Below are 15725 nucleotides of genomic sequence, written 5' to 3'. Positions count from 1 at the left end.
CTGTTTGTCTGGCCGGCTTGGTCGTGTTCAGGCGGCCAGCGTATCCCGCATGCGGGCCAATTGGGCTTGTACGGAAGTATCGAGGACCTGGTCGCCGACTGCCACGCGCACGCCGCCGATCAACGACGGATCGACCGTCACGTGCGGCTTGAGCTTGAGGCCGAACTTGACCTCGAGCGCCGCGACCAGTTCGTTGACCTGGGCGTCGCTGAGCTCGAACGCGCTGGTGATTTCCGCCTGCGCCGTGCCCTCGTGACGATTCTTCAGCGCCATGAATTGCCGGGCGATCTCGGGCAGCAGCAGCAGCCGGTCGTTCTGCACCAGCAGCTCGATGAAATTGCGCGCGGCCTGCGGAAGTTCGGACTTGACCAGGCTGGTGAACACCTGGGTGCGCTGCGCGTCGTCGAGGCGCGGATCGGCCATGGCCTCGCGCACGTCGGGATTCGCGGCGACCTGGGCCAGTTCGTCGACCAGCCCGGCCAGTTGCTCGAGGCCGGCCTGATCTTCGCGCGCGGCGGCGAACAGGGCCTCGGCGTACGGACGGGCGACAGTGGAAAGTTCAGCCATGTCAGCCTCCGCGCGGCCGCCCGGAGGTGGCTGAAGCCCCCTCGGGAGGCAGCGAACGAATAGTGAGCGTGGGGGTCATCATCCCGTCCCGGATCAAAGCTGCGCCTTGAGCTGGTCCAGCAGCTCGGCGTGGGCGCGGGCATCCACCTCGCGCTTGAGGATCTGCTCGGCACCCTTCACGGCCAGCGCCGCCACGTCGTCGCGCAGCGCGTCGCGGGCACGCTGGACTTCCTGGGCTGCGTCCTGGGCCGCCTGGGCCACGATACGGGCACGTTCCGCCTCGGCGTCGCGACGGGCCTGCTCGATCAGCGCAGCCGCGTGCTTCTCGGCCTCGACGATGCGGGCATGGGTCTCGGACTTGGCAGAGGCTTCGATCAGACTGACGCGCGCCTGGGCCTGGGCCAGATCGGCCTTGCCCTTCTCCGCGGCAGCCAGGCCGTCGGCGATTTTCTGGCGGCGCTCGTCCATCGCCTTCGTCAGGGGCGGCCACACGAATTTCATCGTGAACCAGCCCAGAACGAAGAACACGAGCATCTGGAAAAAGATCGTCGCGTTCAGATTCACGGTCGTTCCTTTAACACCTTACGCTCCCGTCCGCCGAGGCGGACGCGGAGCTCGATACTTTGCCGGCAGGCGGCACCAAGGTACCCGCCGCCGGTCCGTGCCCGCCCTTCACGCCGGCGGGCGCGACGCCATCAGCCGACGAACGGGTTGGCGAAGGCGAACAGCATGGCGATACCCACGCCGATCAGGAACGCCGCGTCGATCAGGCCGGCCAGCAGGAACATCTTGGTCTGCAGGGCGTTCATCAGTTCGGGCTGACGAGCCGAAGCTTCCAGGTACTTGCCGCCCATCAGTGCGATGCCGATGCAGGCGCCGATGGCGCCCAGACCGATGATGAGACCGCAAGCGAGAGCAACGAAAGCGACGTTGGTCATGACAACTCCTTGGTTAGAAATCTGAAGTCAGGATTGTTGGAAAACAGGTACTGCGCGTATTTGCAAGACAATCTTGCGACCCGGCGCGCGCCGCGAAACGCGCGCCGGAAAAAACGGGATCAATGCCCCTCGTGAGCCTGGCCGATATACACCAGCGTCAGCATCATGAAGATGAAGGCCTGCAGGAGCACGATCATGATGTGGAAGATCGCCCATACCGAGCCGGCCAGCACGTGGCCGATGCCGAACCCGATGCTGGATGCATTGAGGCCGGTCCAGGCGCCGCCCAGCAGCGCGATCAGCATGAAGATCAGTTCGCCCGCGAACATGTTGCCGAAGAGCCGCATGCCCAGCGAGACGGCCTTGGCGGCGTACTCGATCAGGTTGAGCAGCAGGTTGAAGGGCGACAGCACCAGGCCCGCCAGGCCATGGCCGTGGAACGGCGCCGTGAACAATTCCTTGACGAAGCCGCCGGGGCGCTTGATCTTGATGCCGTAGTAGAGCATCAGCAGCAGCACGCCCAGCGCCATGCCCATGGGCACGTTGAGATCGGCCGTGGGCAGGATGCGGTGGTAGTAGAGGGGATCGCCGTGGTGGTGACCCAGCCCCGTCCAGCGGAAGATCGCGGGCAGCAGGTCGACCGGCACGAGATCGAGCGCGTTCATCAGCACGATCCACAGGAACACGGTGAGGGCCAGGGGGGCCACGAAGAGGCGGCTCTTGGCATTGGACACGATGGACTTGGCCTGGTCGTCGACCATGTCGACGATCATCTCGACGAAGGCCTGGAAACGGCCCGGCACGCCGTTCGTGGCCCGACGGGCGACAAGCCACAGGCAGAAGACCACAATCAGGCCCATCAGGGCCGACCAGAACATCGAGTCATAGTTGATGACTTCGAACTGGGCGATGGCGCTCTGCTTCTCGCCCAGGTTGTTCAGGTGCACCAGGTGGTGCTGGATGTACTCGGACTGAGGCGACGCGCCGCTGGCTGCAGCCATGTGAAATCCTACCCTTTGCTGTGTAGTCCGGAACCTTGCGGCCCGGACGGTGCACGATTGTTAAGTACCGCTATGACAGCTTGCGCAGCATCAACAACAGGAGATAGCCCTTCAGGGTGAGCACCAGCCCGAGCAGCACCGCCGGCCAGACCAGCCAGCCCTGCGCGAGCCAGGAAAGCAGCCACAACAGCACCGCCGTCATGAGCAGCTTGAGCAGCTCACCATAAAGAAAGGCAAAAGGGTTGGACCGTGCAGACTTGACGACATTGACCAGCAAGCGCAATGCAAACAGTGCATTGGGCAAGAAATACGCCCCCGCTCCCAGCAACGCCGACAGCCCCGCTGCCGCCCCTGCAAATATCCCCGCCATTGCTGCCGCCGCGAGCCCCATGGCAGCCTGAGCCACAAGTACCAGGACGATTTCCCGACAGGCACGGGTATTGAGCGCGACGCGATCGGCGTCGGTAAGGACCAGACTCTTCTGCATCACGCTCCCCGCCCGCAAACCCCGGCCAGATCCGTGGCCGCACCCCGCCGCACTACGCCAGCCGCATGATCCTGCGGCCGCCCGGCAACGATGCCCCGCCACCTGCCTGCCCGTAATGGCCTGCCGGCTGCCTCCCCGGACGGTCTCTCGGACTGCCTCGTTCAGACTGCCTTGCTCGCCGCGAGCCACGCTGCCGCTGCCACTGGCAAGCTCCCCTGATCCCCAGGTGTGAAGCCCCCCAGCCAACGCGGCGGCATCGATTTCCCGCAAGCGTCAAACCCGCAGAGTATAGCCTGTTTCCAACCCTGCCAGCAAATTGAAAGCCGGCTGCGGCCGCCATGCAGCAGGCCGCAGCCGGCTTCGGGACAGGCCTGGCACGCCAGGCCCCGGCTCAGTCTTCGCGCACCGGCGGAGGGGCCCACTGACCGTCCAGGGCCGTGTCGCGCGGGGCATACAGGCGCAGGTTCAGCATGAAGGGGCCCTCCTGGGGCGCCGGCAGCCAGTTCGCCTCCTTGCCGGAGCGCGGCGGGTCGCGCCGGATGTAGAGGTCGAGCGAGCCGTCCGGGTTGTACGCAAGCGCATCGGTGCTGTGGATCGCATAGCGGTTGGCCGGATTCCGGGCCAGGCCGAGACGCGAGTCGTAGAGGATGAGCGACCAGTAACCGTCGACCGGCGGCAACTGCCCGGGCTCGAAGTGCAGCACGTAGTCTTCGTCGCTGTTCAGCGGCTCGCCCTCGTCGTCCCGGGTGGTCACCGGATAGAGCACTTCTTCCGCGGTGCTGGCGCCCAGGCCGGCATAGGCCACGGCGGCGCGCCGCAGGTAATCGGTGCCGTATGTGCCGATGCCATGGCGCACCACGCTCCAGCCGTTTGCCTCGGTGCCGAGATTCTGCACGGCATCGGCGATCCGCCGGCCCGCGATCGGCGCCGCCTCCGCCAGCGCCTGCTGCACCGACGGATTCAAGGTGCCGAAGCTGAACGGCCGCATGCCGTCGAAGCCCAGCCGGCGCAGGCGGTCGAGCATGGGGTGGTCGTTCGCATGGGGCGGATTGTCACGCAGCAGCTGGGCAAAGAGCGTGAAGTAGCTGGCCGCGTCCATCGCCGCCACCTGCTCGGCCGGCGTGGCCTGCTGGGACGCGCTCCACGCCGGCTCGGCACGCCCTGGCGCCGCCGTTCCGAAAGGCTGCGCCACGCGCAGGGGCGTGGCGGCCAGGCTGCCCTGGAACTGGTTGACGATGCCGAACTCGGCGGGGCTGGCCGTCTGCATGCGGGCGATCGCCCAGCCCATGCCCGTGGGGCTGCGCACCATCTCCACGCCGGCCGGCAGCGTGCCTTGCCACGACGGCCCCACGATGGCGAAACGCTGGGCGCCGTTGCCGGTGGTGCGCGTGCCGCGCGCCGCGTACATGTCCGACCACATGTCGTGCAGGGTCAGCAGCACGTGGCGCTGGCCCGCATCGGGCACGTCGATGATGAGCGGCTCGCGCGTCACGTCATACCACAGGCTGGAATACAGTGCCTCGGTGCCCGGCCAGGCCACGTCGGTGGTCTGCGGGTCGGGGAACTGGGTGCGGTGGCCCCACTGGTTCATGGGCGCGCGGCCCGCGACGGCCGTCTGCACGCCGGTCGCGGCCCGGCGGGTCACCTCCATCAGGACCATGGGATAGGCATAGACGTAGGCGTCCACGGCCGCGTCGCGCAGTGCCTCGGCGGTCATGACGGGGGCCGGCGCGGCCGTGGGCGTCTCGGATACCAGCCTCAGGCTGGACATGGGCATCTGGGCCTGGACGGAACACGCCAGGCCTGCGCCCAGGGCACCGGCCAGGATCGCGGCCTGCCACCGTGGCCTGACGGAAAAAACGTGATTACGCATGTGAGGCTCCTTCGTCGTTGTGGAACGAAACGAATGCCCTGCCTCGCAAGCATGCGGCAACGGACTTGTGGGACAGGACACGAGGGCCCGCGCCGGCCCTCCCGGGGCACAGGCTGCGACCAGTCGCGGCTCCTCTCTGAACACGCCCGTTCAGGATAGGTCGGCGAGATGCAACAGGGTGCTGCGCAAAGGTTTCAACGGGCAACGCGCACGGCGCCCCGAAAAGACGGCCGGCGGGCCGCCGGAGTTGTTACGGCATGGCCGGCGCGCCTGTTCCGACCCCGCGGTGGAGCGGGGCCGTTGTAACCAAGGCTAACGGTGCTTGAACGCGGGCGCCCGCTTTTCCACGAAGGCGGCCATGCCTTCCTTCTGGTCTTCGGTGCCGAACAGCGAATGGAACACCCGGCGTTCGAACAACAGGCCTTCGTTGAGCGGGGATTCGTAGGCCCGATTGACGCACTCCTTGGCCATCATGACCGAAGGCAGCGACATCGACGCGATGACGGTGGCGGCTTCGATGGCCTCGTCCAGCAGGCGGGCCGCCGGCACCACGCGGGAAACCAGCCCCGCGCGCTCGGCCTCTTCGGCTCCCATCATGCGGGCGGTCAGCACCAGGTCCATGGCCTTGGCCTTGCCGACGGCGCGGGGCAGGCGCTGCGTGCCGCCCGCTCCCGGTATCACGCCCAGCTTGATCTCGGGCTGGCCGAAGCGCGCCGTGTCGGCGGCGATCAGGATGTCGCACATCATGGCCAGCTCGCAGCCGCCGCCCAGCGCGTAGCCCGCCACGGCGGCGATCACCGGCTTGCGTACGCGCTTGAGCGTTTCCCAGTTGCGGGTGATGTATTCCGAACCGTAGACGTCCATGTAGGACCAGTTCTTCATGGCGCCGATGTCGGCCCCCGCCGCGAACGCCTTCTCGCTGCCGGTGACCACGATGGCGCCGATGTTCTCGTCCGCGTCGAAGGCCAGCAGCGCCGCGCCCAGTTCGTCCATCAGCGCGTCATTGAGCGCATTCAGCGCCTTGGGACGATTCAGGGTAAGCAGCCCGACCCGGCCGCGGGTCTCGACCAGCACGAGGGACTCGGATTCGCTCATGGCATGTCTCCAGTAGGGATGAAAGTAAGATATATGGATGAACGACGCACCCGTAATGTACCGCCTGCAGCCCGCCGATCCGGCCGGGCACCGCTTCCAGGTCGAACTCCTGCTTGCCCGTCCGGATCCCGAAGGCCAGCGCCTGTCGCTGCCGGCCTGGATCCCGGGCAGCTACCTGATCCGCGATTTCTCCCGCCAGGTCGAGACCCTGGCCGCGCACGCCGGCGGCCGCGCCGTCGCCGCCACCAAACTCGACAACCACACCTGGCGGGTGGCGCCCTGCCGCGGCCCGCTGCGCGTCACGTACACGGTCTATGCCTGGGATCTCTCCGTGCGGGGAGCCCATCTCGACGAAACCCACGCGTTCTTCAATGGCACCAGCGTGTTCCTCAGGGCCGAGGGCCAGGACGACGCCCCCTGCCTGCTGGAGCTGCTTCCGCCCCGGGGCATCGAAGGCTGGAAGGTCTACACCGCCCTGCCGGAGGCGCGCGGGCTGCCCGGCGCGGCGCGGCGACACGGGTTCGGCCTGTACCGCGCGCCCGACTACGACGCCCTGATCGACCACCCTGTGGAGATGGGCACGCCGCAGGTGGCGCGCTTCACGGCCCACGGCGCCGAACACGAACTGGTGTTCACCGGCGCGGCGCCGCGGCTGGATCTCGCGCGCATCGCCGACGACGTGCGCCGCATCTGCGAAGCCCAGATCGCGTTCTTCGAGCCGCGCAGCAAGCGGGCGCCGTTCTTGGACAGCAGCGACCGCTACGTCTTCATGACCATGGTCACGGGCGACGGCTACGGCGGACTGGAGCACCGCGCCAGCACCGCGCTCATGGCCTCGCGCAAGGACCTGCCGGTGCTGGGCCAGCAGGGGCAGGGCGACGGCTACCGCGGCTTCCTGGGCCTGGTCAGCCACGAATACTTCCATACCTGGAACGTCAAGCGCATCAAGCCGGCGGCCTTCGTGCCGTACCGGCTCGACCGCCCCAACCTGACCCGGCTGCTGTGGGTGTTCGAGGGCTTCACCTCGTACTACGACGACCTGTTCCTGGTGCGGTCGGGCGTCATCGGGCGCGACGACTATCTCCGGCTCCTGGCCAAGACCATCACTTCGGTGGCGCGCACGCCGGGCCGCCGCAAGCAGTCGGTGGCAGAGAGCTCCTTCGATGCCTGGACGCGCTATTACAAGCAGGACGAGAATTCGCCCAACGCGCTGGTCAGCTACTACACCAAGGGCGCGCTGGTGGCGCTGGGCCTGGATCTCACCGTGCGCCAGGCCAGCGGCGGCACCCGCTCGCTGGACGACGTGATGCGCCTGCTGTGGCAGCGCTACGGCCGGGATTTCTACCGCGGCAGGCCGCAGGGCGTGCCCGAGGACGCCCTGCCCGCCCTGGTGCGCGAAGCCACCGGGGTGGACGTGCGCCGCTTCATCGCCCGCCATGCCGAGGGCACCGCCGACGTGCCGTTGGCCGAGCTGCTGGCCAGCCAGGGCATCAGCATGCGCTGGAAGCCCGCGCTCAACGTACCCAGCCTGGGCGTGCGTACGCGCAAGCAGGGCGACGCCCTGGCGCTGGCCACCGTGTTCGAAGGCGGCGCCGCCCATCATGCGGGGCTGTCGGCGGGCGACGTGCTGGTGGCCATGGACGGATTGAAGGTCGAGCCGCCTTCCGGCCTGGACGTGCTGCTGGCCCAGTATCGCCCGGGAGAGCGCATCACCGTGCATGTGTTCCGCCGCGATGAGCTGCGGGCGTATAGCGTACGGCTGGGTCCGCCCGAAGCGCTGGATTGCGTGCTGTCGGCAGGCTGAGCGAGGCCGGGGGCTGGTGTCCTGTCCTGCAGGTTTACCCGCGCGCGCAGCGCGTCGCCGGGCAACTTGCGGGACGGAACCCTATGCCCGCTCCCAGCGCCGCTGGATGTCCTTGGCAGCCACGACGCCGTCGGCCATGGCGGTCACGACGCAGGGGTGCATGCGGTTGGCCACTTCGCCGATGGCGTAGACCTCGGGCACGCTGGTGCGCGCCGTGGCGAAATCGGTGTGGATGTAGCCGCGCGCGTCGCGCGCGAGCGCCAGGTCGTCGGCAAAGGCAGCCTGGGGTTCCCAGCCGTAGAACACGAGGATGAGGTCATAGGCGCGCCCGTCGACGGTGCGTGCCGCCGGATCCACCACATAGGGGCCCACGCGCACGCCCTGCGTGCCGGCCCGCGCCACCCATTGCTGCTGGGCCCGCACGGTGCGGGCATAGAGGTGCACTTCGCGCGCGCCCCGGTTGCGCACATAGACGAAATTCTCGAAAGCGTTGTCGCCGCCGCCCAGCACGGCCACGGCGCGCCCGGAGTAGTCCTGCGCCACGATGGGCGAGCCCGGGCCGACCAGCACGCCCGGCCAGCGCGCGTCCGGTCCATGGCCGGGCAGGCCCCGCGCGCGCACCCCCGAGGCGATCACCAGGCAGCCGCCCGCCAGCGTGGCGGGCCGATCGCCGCCGAGCGCGACCTGCACGCCGCCGTGGCATCGCCGCACGCCGGTGGCCGGGGCCTGCAGGCGCACCGGCACCGCTGCGCGCTCCAGGCTCTCGGCCAGATTGGCGGCCACCTGCACGCCGGTCTGGCCGGGGAGCGTGGCGTTCCACTCGTCGGCAAAGGGATTGCCGGCCACCAGCCCGCCCACCCGCGCCCCCGCCTCGACGACCACCGGCGACAGGCCCAGGCGTGCCAGCCAGATGGCGCACGACACGCCGGCCGGACCGGCACCCACTATGACCGCGTCGTAGAACTGCCGCATTGCTTCCCTTCCGTGTAGCCGGCCCCGTGCGCCGGCGCTGCAGCCGATTGTAGTCACCCGCGCGCCGCCGGCCTCGCCTTTACAATCCCGGTTCAACCTCCCAGGTTCCCATCATGCCCACACGCCGCATCTTCATTTCCGGTCTTGCCCTGGACGCCCGCATCGGCATCCTCGAGCACGAGCGCCGCGCCACGCAGCCGCTGCATGTCGATGCCGAATTCGACATCGACATCACGCGCGCGGTGGACGACCATGACATCCACAGCGTGCTGGACTACCGGCGCCTGCGCGAGGCCATCGTGCACGAATGCACCCAGGCTCACGTCAACCTCATCGAAACGCTGTCCGAGCAGGTGGCCCAGCGGCTGCTCGCCGAGTTCGCCGACATCCGGGCGCTGCGCCTGCGCATCAGCAAGCCCATGGCCTTTTCCGACTGTGCCGCCGTGGGCGTCGAGATCCAGCTCAGCCGCTGAAGCCGCTTTCCATCACCGCCATGAACGCCATCGCCACACCGGTTACCGACACAGCGGACGCGCCGCGCACGCCCGCCCAGGAAAAGGCCCGCCACGAGGGCAACAAGCTCACGAAGCGCCTGGCGCGCGAAACCACGCGCGCCATCTCCGACTACAACATGATCGAGGAAGGCGACAAGGTCATGGTGTGCCTGTCGGGGGGCAAGGATTCCTACGCCCTGCTCGACATCCTGCTTGCGCTGCAGAAGCGCGCGCCGTTCCGCTTCGAGCTCGTGGCGGTGAACCTGGACCAGAAACAGCCCGGCTTTCCGCCCGAGGTGCTGCCCGGCTACCTGACAGCGCTGGGCGTGCCGTTCCACATCGAGACGCAGGACACCTACTCCATCGTCACCCGGGTGATCCCCGAGGGCAAGACCATGTGCTCGCTGTGCTCGCGGCTGCGCCGCGGCATCCTGTACCGCGTGGCGTCCGAACTCGGCGCGACCAAGATCGCACTGGGCCACCACCGCGACGACATCCTCGGCACCTTCTTCCTGAACCTGTTCTATGGCGGCAAGATGAAGGCCATGCCGCCCAAGCTGGTCTCCGACGACGGCCGCCACACCGTGATCCGTCCGCTGGCCTACGTGCCCGAGCGCGACCTGGTCGCCTATGCCGAGCTCAAGCAGTTCCCCATCATCCCGTGCAACCTGTGCGGCTCGCAGGAGAACCTCAAGCGCAAGGAAGTCACGCGCATGATCCAGGAATGGGACCGCAGGCACCCCGGCCGCTCGTGGAATGTCTTCAACGCGCTGTCGCGGGTGGTGCCCTCGCACCTGATGGACCGCGACCTGTTCGACTTCGCCGGCCTGCGTCCCACCGGCGTGCCCGATCCGGACGGCGACATCGCCTTCGACCACGCGGATCCGCACGAGCCCGACACCGCCGGCGAGCCCTGTGCCGGCGACACCGGCACGACGGCGCCGGCCGACGGCATGGCCGAGCAGCGCATGGTGTTCATGCGCTGAGCGCCACCGCCGCGGGCCGGCGTTCTGCCGTCAGTCGGCGCCCAGCACGCGCACCGGCTTGCCCGCCATCCAGGCGGCCACCGCATCGCGGGCGTTGGCGTAGAAGGCGCGGAAATTCGATTCGCTGACATAGCCCAGGTGGGGCGTCAGCACCACGTTGTCGAGCGTGCGCAGCGGATCGTCGGCAGGCAGGGGCTCCACCGCGTACACGTCCAGTCCGGCGCCGGCCAGCCGCCCCTTGCGCAACGCGTCCAGCATGGCCTCCTGGTCGACCAGGCCGGCCCGCGCGGTGTTCACAAGAAAGGCCGAAGGCTTCATGGCGGCCAGCATCTCGACATCGGCCACATGCCGGGTGCGCTCGCTGAGTATCAGGTGCAGGCTCACCACGTCGGACGTGGCGAACAGCTCGCGCTTGTCGACACGGGCCACGCCGGCCTCGGCGGCACGTTCGACGGTGAGGTTGGGGCTCCAGGCCACCACGTCCATGCCGAAGGCCTGCCCAACCTGTGCCACGGCGCGCCCCAGCTTGCCCAGGCCCACCACGCCCAGGCGCCTGCCTGCCAGCGGCAGCGGCATGCCGGTCTGCCACCGACCCTGCCGCATGGCATCGAATTCCTGCGGCAGGCGCTTGAACAGCGCCAGGATCAACGCCCAGGTCAGCTCCGCCGTGGCCGTGCCGGCCTCGCTGCTGCCGGGCGCGCCGCACACGGTAACGCCCCGGCTGCGGCACGCCGCCATGTCGATGGCATTGTTGCGCATGCCGGTGGTGACCAGCAGGCGCAGCTGCGGCAGGGCCTGCAGCAGGCCGGCGGGAAAAGGCGTGCGCTCGCGCATCGCGACGATGACATCGTAGGGACGCAGCGCCTCGATCCGGGTCTCGCCCTCGGCCAGCGCCTCGCGGAACACGTCTACGCGCACGTCCGGACCCAGCGTGCTCCAGTCGGCGTAGCGGTCGGCCACGCCGTGATAGTCGTCGAGTATCGCGATTCTCATGTCTCCTCCGTTGGCCAGGTATCCGCGGCAGGCCGCCTGCCGCAGTCGGAAGTGTAGGCGCATTCCGCGGCGGCCACGCGGACCCCGCGGCATGGCTTATAGTCGGACCCGGTTCAGCGCCGGCCCTGCGGTGCGCCTGTGCCGGCGATCCGGCCGGCGCACCGGAGCACCAAGCGGCGCAACGATACAGAGGAGACTTTCATGTCCATGGGCTTCATCCGCGGCGCCTGCTGCGCATTGCTGGCGGCGGTCGCAACCCTGGGCCCGGCCGCCCACGCGGAATACCCCGAGCGCCCAATCAAGCTGACGGTGCCCTGGCCTCCGGGCGGCGCGACGGACGTGCTGGCGCGCATGCTGGCCCAGCAGCTCAGCCAGCAGATGGGCCAGACCGTCATCGTGGACAACAAGGCAGGCGCAGGCGGCAACATCGGCACGGCAGCCTTCGTGCGCGAGCCGGCCGACGGCTATGCGCTGCTCATGGCCACCAGCTCGACCCACGCCGCAAATCCGCACCTGTACTCCCGCCTGGGCTTCGATCCGGTCAAGGATTTCTCGCCCGTGGCCTTCGTCGCCGCCATCCCGAACATCCTCGAAGTGCCGAAGCAGTCGCCCTACCAGTCGGCCCGGCAGCTGCTGGACGCCGCGCAGGCCGCGCCGGGCAAGCTCAACTACGGCTCGGGCGGCGTGGGTTCGTCGCAGCACCTGGCCGGCGCGCTGCTCAAGCACCTGGCCCAGGTCGACATCGTGCACATTCCGTACAAGGGCAGCGGACCGGCGGTGGCCGACCTGATGGCCGGCCAGGTGGACCTGATGCTGGACACCGGCTCGCTGGCCCAGGTGCAGGCCGGCGCGCTGCGCGCCCTGGCCGTGGCCTCGCACGAACGCCTGGCAGCCCTGCCCGAGGTGCCGACCTTCGAGGAAGCCGGCGTGAAGGACATGATCGCCTCGGCCTGGTATGGCGTGGTGCTGCCCGCCGGCGCCCCCGTAGCGGTGGTGGACCGCCTGAATCGCGAGATCAACGCCGCGCTGCAGGATCCCGCGCTGCGCGCACGCATGGAAGCCATGGGCGCGCAGATGTCTCCGCCCCGGTCGGCGCAGCAGTTCGGCGCATTCATCCAGAGCGAGAGCGCCCGCTATGCCGACATCGTGAAGCTTTCCGGCGCCACGATGGAATAGCCCCGCCACGCAAGCCCGGGGCGCTTCAGCCCCCGCCCTGGCGGCCGTCCAGGCGCGCCTGCAGCATCTCCAGCGGCAGCGCGCCGCTGATGCGCGAGCCGTCCGCGAAGAACAGCGTGGGCGTGCCGCGCACCATCAGGCGCTGGCCCAGCGCCAGCAGCTTGTCCACGGGCACGCTGCAATCGGCGGCGGCCGGCGCCCGGCCCCGCAGCATCCAGTCGTCCCAGGCCCGGCCCGGATCCGCGGCGCACCACACGTTGCGCGTCTTGACGGTGGAGTCCGGCGACAGGATGGGATAGAGGAAGGTATAGATGGTGACGTCGTCCACGCTCTCCAGCGTGTGGCGCAGCTGCTTGCAATAGCCGCAGTTCGGATCCTCGAAGATGGCCACCTTGCGCGTGCCCTTGCCCTTGACCTGCCTGATGGCCAGATCGAGCGGCAGTTCGTCGAAGTCGACGGCCCCCAGCTTCTCGAGGCGTTCGCGCGTGACGTCGCGGCGCGTCATGGCGTCGATGAGCGGCCCTTCCATGACCCAGGTGACTTTCTCGTCGGTATAGAGCAGGTCCATGCCGACCTGGACTTCGAACAGTCCGTAGGGCGTGCGACGCACCGCCACCACGTCCAGCCCCGAGAACCGCTGCGCGAAGCGTTCGTGCACCTGCCGGGCGGCGGGGTCCTCGAGCGACGCGGTGGAATGGACCTGTCCGCCGTCGCGGGCCGCCTGGCCCGCGTCGCGCGTGGACACGACCTTGTCCTGCGCGCAGGCTGCCGGACCCATGGCGCCCAGCGCCCACACGGCGCCGGCCAGGCCGATGAGGAAACGATAGTTCATTGCGACTCCTGTTGCGGGGAACGCGCAGCGCGGCCGGGCCGTTCAGTTGCGCGACGCCCCTTCGATGAGCTGGCGCTTGACGAAAGGCAGGGCGTCGACCCATTGCATGCCGGCATTGCGCAGCCAGGCCAGGGGAGCCCCGCGGGCGCCGAACAGGCGATGCAGGCCGTCGGTGGCCAGGCGCATGGCGAGCACCGGTTCGGCGCGGGCGCGGCGATAACGATGCAGCACCCGGGGATCGCCCGCGGGGCGGAATGCCTCGCGTCCGGCCACGGCGGCGGCCAAGGCCTCGACATCGCCCAGCCCCAGGTTCAGGCCCTGCCCGGCCAGCGGATGCACGCGGTGGGCGGCATCCCCTGCCAGGGCGATGCCCGGGCCCGTCATCTGCGATTGTTCATGGGTAAGCGGGAAACCATGCACCGCGCTGCGCAGCCGCAGGCTGCCCAGCCGCCCCCCCGTGGCGGCGGCCAGCTCGCGGGCGAGGGCCTCGGCCTGCTGCGGCGCGGACAGGGCCAGCAGGGCCTGCGCGCGACCGTCGCGCAACGACCAGACCATGGACACCTGCGGCCCGTCGGCGGTATCCGGCAGGGGCAGCAGCGCCAGCACGCCGTCCTCGCGGAACCACTGGAGGGCCGTGCCCTGGTGCGGCAGCCCGGCGTCCAGGTGGGCCACCAGCCCGGTCTCGCCGTACGGGCGCGCAGTGTGGCGCAGGCCGGCGGCCTGGCGCAGCGGCGAATTGGCGCCATCTGCGCCCACGAAAAGTTCGGCATGCAGCCGCTGCCCGTCGGCGGTCTCGATGACGCCGTCGCGCCATCCGGTGCAGCGGTCGTCCACCCACGGAATGCCGAAGACCCGCACCGCCTGCAGCAGCACGCGCTCGATCTCGCCCGACTCGACGATCCAGGCCAGTTCTTCGCGCGCGGCCTGCCAGGCATCCAGCGACACCACGCCCGCGCCGTCGCCATGGATCTCCATGGCGCGCACCGGCGCAATGCGGCCGGCAGGCAGGGAATCCCAGACCCCCAGCTCGCCGAGAAAGCGGCGGCTGGCCGGCGAGATGGCATACACCCGGGGATGGTAGCGGTCGGGGGCGGCGGGCGGCACCTCGGCGCGCGGCGCGAGGATCAGCACGCGCTGGCCGCGTCGCGCCAGCGCCAGGGCGCTGGCCATGCCGACGATGCCGGCGCCGCATATGACGATCTGCGCATTCATCGTGCGGAAGGCTCCCCGGCCTGCTTGGGCCACAGCACCCACATCTGGCCGCGTTGCTTCATGCGGCCGGCCTGCTGCCCGGCCGCCTCGCCGTAGCCCCAGTAGTAGTCGGCCCGCGCGGCGCCCTGGATGGCCGCGCCGGTGTCCTGCGCGAACACCAGCCGCTGCAGCGGCTGGGTGGAAGCGGGCTGGGTGGTGGCCAGGAATACCGGCGTGCCCAGCGGCACATAACGCGTATCGACCGCGATGGAGCGGCCTTCGGCCAGCGGAATGCCATAGGCGCCCTTGGGGCCGAGCGCGGGATCGACGATCGCCTCCTCGCGGAAGAACACCACGGCCGGGTTGGCATTGAGCATCTCCTGCACGCGCTGCGGGTTGCGCTTCGCCCACGCCCGGATGTTCTGCATCGAGGCCTGGTCGGCCCGGAGCTCGCCCTGCTCCACCAGCCAGCGGCCGATGGAGGCATAGGGCCGGCCGTTGTGGTCGGCATAGGCCAGGCGGATGGTCTGGCCGGCGCCGGGGCCTTCGACCAGTTCGACGCGCCCCGAACCCTGCACCTGCAGGAAGAAGTTGTCCACGGGATCGTCGATCCAGACCAGCACGGGCGGCTTGCGGTCGGAAGCGTCGATGGCCGAGCGCGCATCATAGGGCACCACGCGGCGGCCCTCGAGCTTGCCGCGCACCCGCTTGCCGGCGAGCTCAGGATAGACGCTGCCCAGGTCGATGGTGAGCAGGTCGTCGGGCACGCCATACAGCGGCCACTGGTAGGGCCCGCCCTGGCGGCGCGAGCCCCGGACCAGCGGCTCGTAGTAGCCGGTGACGGTGTTGGCGGCCGGCGCGCCGTCGGCGCCGTTCAGGCGCCAGGGCTGCAGATGCGCCAGCAGGAAGCGGCGCACGCCCGCGGCATCGCCCGGAGCCGGGGCCTGCGCCGGATCGGCGGCGGCGGCGCACACCGGCTGCCAGGCGCGCGGCGTGGCCCGGGCCGGCGCCGTGAGGCTGCCGCCGGTGGGCCGCATCAGGCCCTTGCAGTTGCGCAGGAACAGCGGCCACAGCCGGGAGAGATCGTCGTTGGACCAGCCCGGCAGCTCGGCCCAGCTGGCGCGGCTGTAGCGGCCCGACAGCGCCCGCGGCGCCGAGTCGGGCAGCGCCGACAGCGGCGGCACGACCAGCGGCCCGTCGACCGCGGCGGGCGGCGCGACGGCGCCGGGAACGTCGGGAGGAATCTCGTGGGTCGTGACGCAGCCGGCCAGGACGGCCGCCAGGAACAGGCAGGTGAATCGCGGGATACGGCTCAT

The 15725-nt window shown here is 69.6% G+C and carries 16 protein-coding genes; 4 read left to right on the top strand and 12 right to left on the bottom strand.

The window, feature by feature from the left end:
* Window positions 1–27: 27 nt before the first annotated feature.
* The 7 genes from ACYBYQ_RS01445 to ACYBYQ_RS01415 all read right to left on the bottom strand — a co-directional run bounded on the left by ACYBYQ_RS01445 (window position 28) and on the right by ACYBYQ_RS01415 (window position 5961).
* Window positions 28–567, bottom strand: a complete 540-nt coding sequence (locus ACYBYQ_RS01445; RefSeq protein ID WP_459616622.1) for a F0F1 ATP synthase subunit delta — start codon at window positions 565–567, stop codon at window positions 28–30.
* A 93-nt stretch (window positions 568–660) separates the two neighbouring features.
* A complete protein-coding gene (locus ACYBYQ_RS01440) occupies window positions 661–1131 on the bottom strand; it encodes a F0F1 ATP synthase subunit B (protein ID WP_459616621.1) in 471 nt (156 codons plus the stop codon).
* Window positions 1132–1262: 131 nt separating this feature from the next.
* Window positions 1263–1505 carry a F0F1 ATP synthase subunit C gene (gene atpE / locus ACYBYQ_RS01435; protein WP_003815363.1) on the bottom strand — a complete coding sequence of 81 codons (243 nt, stop codon included), beginning with the start codon at window positions 1503–1505 and terminating at the stop codon, window positions 1263–1265.
* Window positions 1506–1624: 119 nt separating this feature from the next.
* Entirely contained in the window at window positions 1625–2506 is an 882-nt protein-coding gene (atpB, locus tag ACYBYQ_RS01430) for a F0F1 ATP synthase subunit A (RefSeq protein ID WP_459616620.1), read from the bottom strand.
* 70 nt (window positions 2507–2576) lie between these two features.
* Window positions 2577–2993, bottom strand: a complete 417-nt coding sequence (locus ACYBYQ_RS01425; protein WP_459616619.1) for an ATP synthase subunit I — start codon at window positions 2991–2993, stop codon at window positions 2577–2579.
* 391 nt (window positions 2994–3384) lie between these two features.
* Window positions 3385–4866 (bottom strand): DUF1254 domain-containing protein, encoded by a 1482-nt coding sequence (locus tag ACYBYQ_RS01420; protein ID WP_459616618.1) that lies wholly within the window; start codon window positions 4864–4866, stop codon window positions 3385–3387.
* A 312-nt stretch (window positions 4867–5178) separates the two neighbouring features.
* On the bottom strand, window positions 5179–5961 hold the full coding sequence (locus tag ACYBYQ_RS01415; protein WP_459616617.1) for an enoyl-CoA hydratase: 783 nt from the start codon (window positions 5959–5961) through the stop codon (window positions 5179–5181).
* 31 nt (window positions 5962–5992) lie between these two features.
* Here ACYBYQ_RS01415 and ACYBYQ_RS01410 point away from each other — a divergent pair, with 31 nt between their 5' ends.
* Window positions 5993–7765 (top strand): M61 family metallopeptidase, encoded by a 1773-nt coding sequence (locus ACYBYQ_RS01410; protein WP_459618678.1) that lies wholly within the window; start codon window positions 5993–5995, stop codon window positions 7763–7765.
* An 81-nt stretch (window positions 7766–7846) separates the two neighbouring features.
* Here the strand turns inward: ACYBYQ_RS01410 and ACYBYQ_RS01405 are convergent, their stop codons facing one another.
* Window positions 7847–8737, bottom strand: coding sequence for an NAD(P)/FAD-dependent oxidoreductase (locus ACYBYQ_RS01405; RefSeq protein WP_459616616.1), 891 nt, complete (start codon window positions 8735–8737; stop codon window positions 7847–7849).
* 113 nt (window positions 8738–8850) lie between these two features.
* Here ACYBYQ_RS01405 and folB point away from each other — a divergent pair, with 113 nt between their 5' ends.
* Window positions 8851–9210: a dihydroneopterin aldolase gene (folB, locus tag ACYBYQ_RS01400; RefSeq protein ID WP_459616615.1), complete on the top strand. Its 360-nt coding sequence runs from the start codon at window positions 8851–8853 to the stop codon at window positions 9208–9210.
* Window positions 9211–9230: 20 nt separating this feature from the next.
* A complete protein-coding gene (gene ttcA, locus ACYBYQ_RS01395; protein ID WP_459616614.1) occupies window positions 9231–10217 on the top strand; it encodes a tRNA 2-thiocytidine(32) synthetase TtcA in 987 nt (328 codons plus the stop codon).
* Window positions 10218–10247: 30 nt separating this feature from the next.
* On the opposite strand, the gene ACYBYQ_RS01390 is transcribed toward ttcA, so the two are convergent.
* Window positions 10248–11210 carry a D-2-hydroxyacid dehydrogenase family protein gene (locus ACYBYQ_RS01390; RefSeq protein ID WP_459616613.1) on the bottom strand — a complete coding sequence of 321 codons (963 nt, stop codon included), beginning with the start codon at window positions 11208–11210 and terminating at the stop codon, window positions 10248–10250.
* A 201-nt stretch (window positions 11211–11411) separates the two neighbouring features.
* Here ACYBYQ_RS01390 and ACYBYQ_RS01385 point away from each other — a divergent pair, with 201 nt between their 5' ends.
* On the top strand, window positions 11412–12386 hold the full coding sequence (locus ACYBYQ_RS01385; RefSeq protein WP_459616612.1) for a Bug family tripartite tricarboxylate transporter substrate binding protein: 975 nt from the start codon (window positions 11412–11414) through the stop codon (window positions 12384–12386).
* Window positions 12387–12411: 25 nt separating this feature from the next.
* Here ACYBYQ_RS01385 and ACYBYQ_RS01380 read toward each other — a convergent pair whose 3' ends face one another.
* From ACYBYQ_RS01380 to mltA, 3 genes are read right to left on the bottom strand one after another with little or no spacing between them, the layout of a single operon-like run.
* Complete coding sequence (locus ACYBYQ_RS01380; RefSeq protein ID WP_459616611.1) at window positions 12412–13218, bottom strand: DsbC family protein; 807 nt, start codon at window positions 13216–13218, stop codon at window positions 12412–12414.
* A 42-nt stretch (window positions 13219–13260) separates the two neighbouring features.
* Window positions 13261–14430 carry a UbiH/UbiF family hydroxylase gene (locus ACYBYQ_RS01375; RefSeq protein ID WP_459616610.1) on the bottom strand — a complete coding sequence of 390 codons (1170 nt, stop codon included), beginning with the start codon at window positions 14428–14430 and terminating at the stop codon, window positions 13261–13263.
* On the bottom strand, window positions 14427–15716 hold the full coding sequence (gene mltA / locus ACYBYQ_RS01370) for a murein transglycosylase A (protein WP_459618677.1): 1290 nt from the start codon (window positions 15714–15716) through the stop codon (window positions 14427–14429). Before mltA ends, ACYBYQ_RS01375 begins: the two co-directional genes overlap by 4 nt.
* Window positions 15717–15725 lie beyond the last annotated feature (9 nt).

The sequence above is a fragment of the Bordetella sp. 2513F2 genome (assembly GCF_054642735.1).
This window is presented reverse-complemented; position numbering and strand designations above follow the sequence as displayed.

Bases quoted from the DNA above. Each gene is read 5' to 3' on its own strand.
- ACYBYQ_RS01415 (WP_459616617.1), bottom strand. From the start codon at position 5,961: ATGAGCGAATCCGAGTCCCTCGTGCTGGTCGAGACCCGCGGCCGGGTC.
- ACYBYQ_RS01390 (WP_459616613.1), bottom strand. From the start codon at position 11,210: ATGAGAATCGCGATACTCGACGACTATCACGGCGTGGCCGACCGCTAC.
- ACYBYQ_RS01425 (WP_459616619.1), bottom strand. From the start codon at position 2,993: ATGCAGAAGAGTCTGGTCCTTACCGACGCCGATCGCGTCGCGCTCAAT.
- ACYBYQ_RS01445 (WP_459616622.1), bottom strand. From the start codon at position 567: ATGGCTGAACTTTCCACTGTCGCCCGTCCGTACGCCGAGGCCCTGTTC.
- atpE (WP_003815363.1), bottom strand. From the start codon at position 1,505: ATGACCAACGTCGCTTTCGTTGCTCTCGCTTGCGGTCTCATCATCGGT.
- ttcA (WP_459616614.1), top strand. From the start codon at position 9,231: ATGAACGCCATCGCCACACCGGTTACCGACACAGCGGACGCGCCGCGC.
- folB (WP_459616615.1), top strand. From the start codon at position 8,851: ATGCCCACACGCCGCATCTTCATTTCCGGTCTTGCCCTGGACGCCCGC.
- ACYBYQ_RS01375 (WP_459616610.1), bottom strand. From the start codon at position 14,430: ATGAATGCGCAGATCGTCATATGCGGCGCCGGCATCGTCGGCATGGCC.
- ACYBYQ_RS01420 (WP_459616618.1), bottom strand. From the start codon at position 4,866: ATGCGTAATCACGTTTTTTCCGTCAGGCCACGGTGGCAGGCCGCGATC.
- atpB (WP_459616620.1), bottom strand. From the start codon at position 2,506: ATGGCTGCAGCCAGCGGCGCGTCGCCTCAGTCCGAGTACATCCAGCAC.
- ACYBYQ_RS01380 (WP_459616611.1), bottom strand. From the start codon at position 13,218: ATGAACTATCGTTTCCTCATCGGCCTGGCCGGCGCCGTGTGGGCGCTG.
- ACYBYQ_RS01385 (WP_459616612.1), top strand. From the start codon at position 11,412: ATGTCCATGGGCTTCATCCGCGGCGCCTGCTGCGCATTGCTGGCGGCG.
- ACYBYQ_RS01405 (WP_459616616.1), bottom strand. From the start codon at position 8,737: ATGCGGCAGTTCTACGACGCGGTCATAGTGGGTGCCGGTCCGGCCGGC.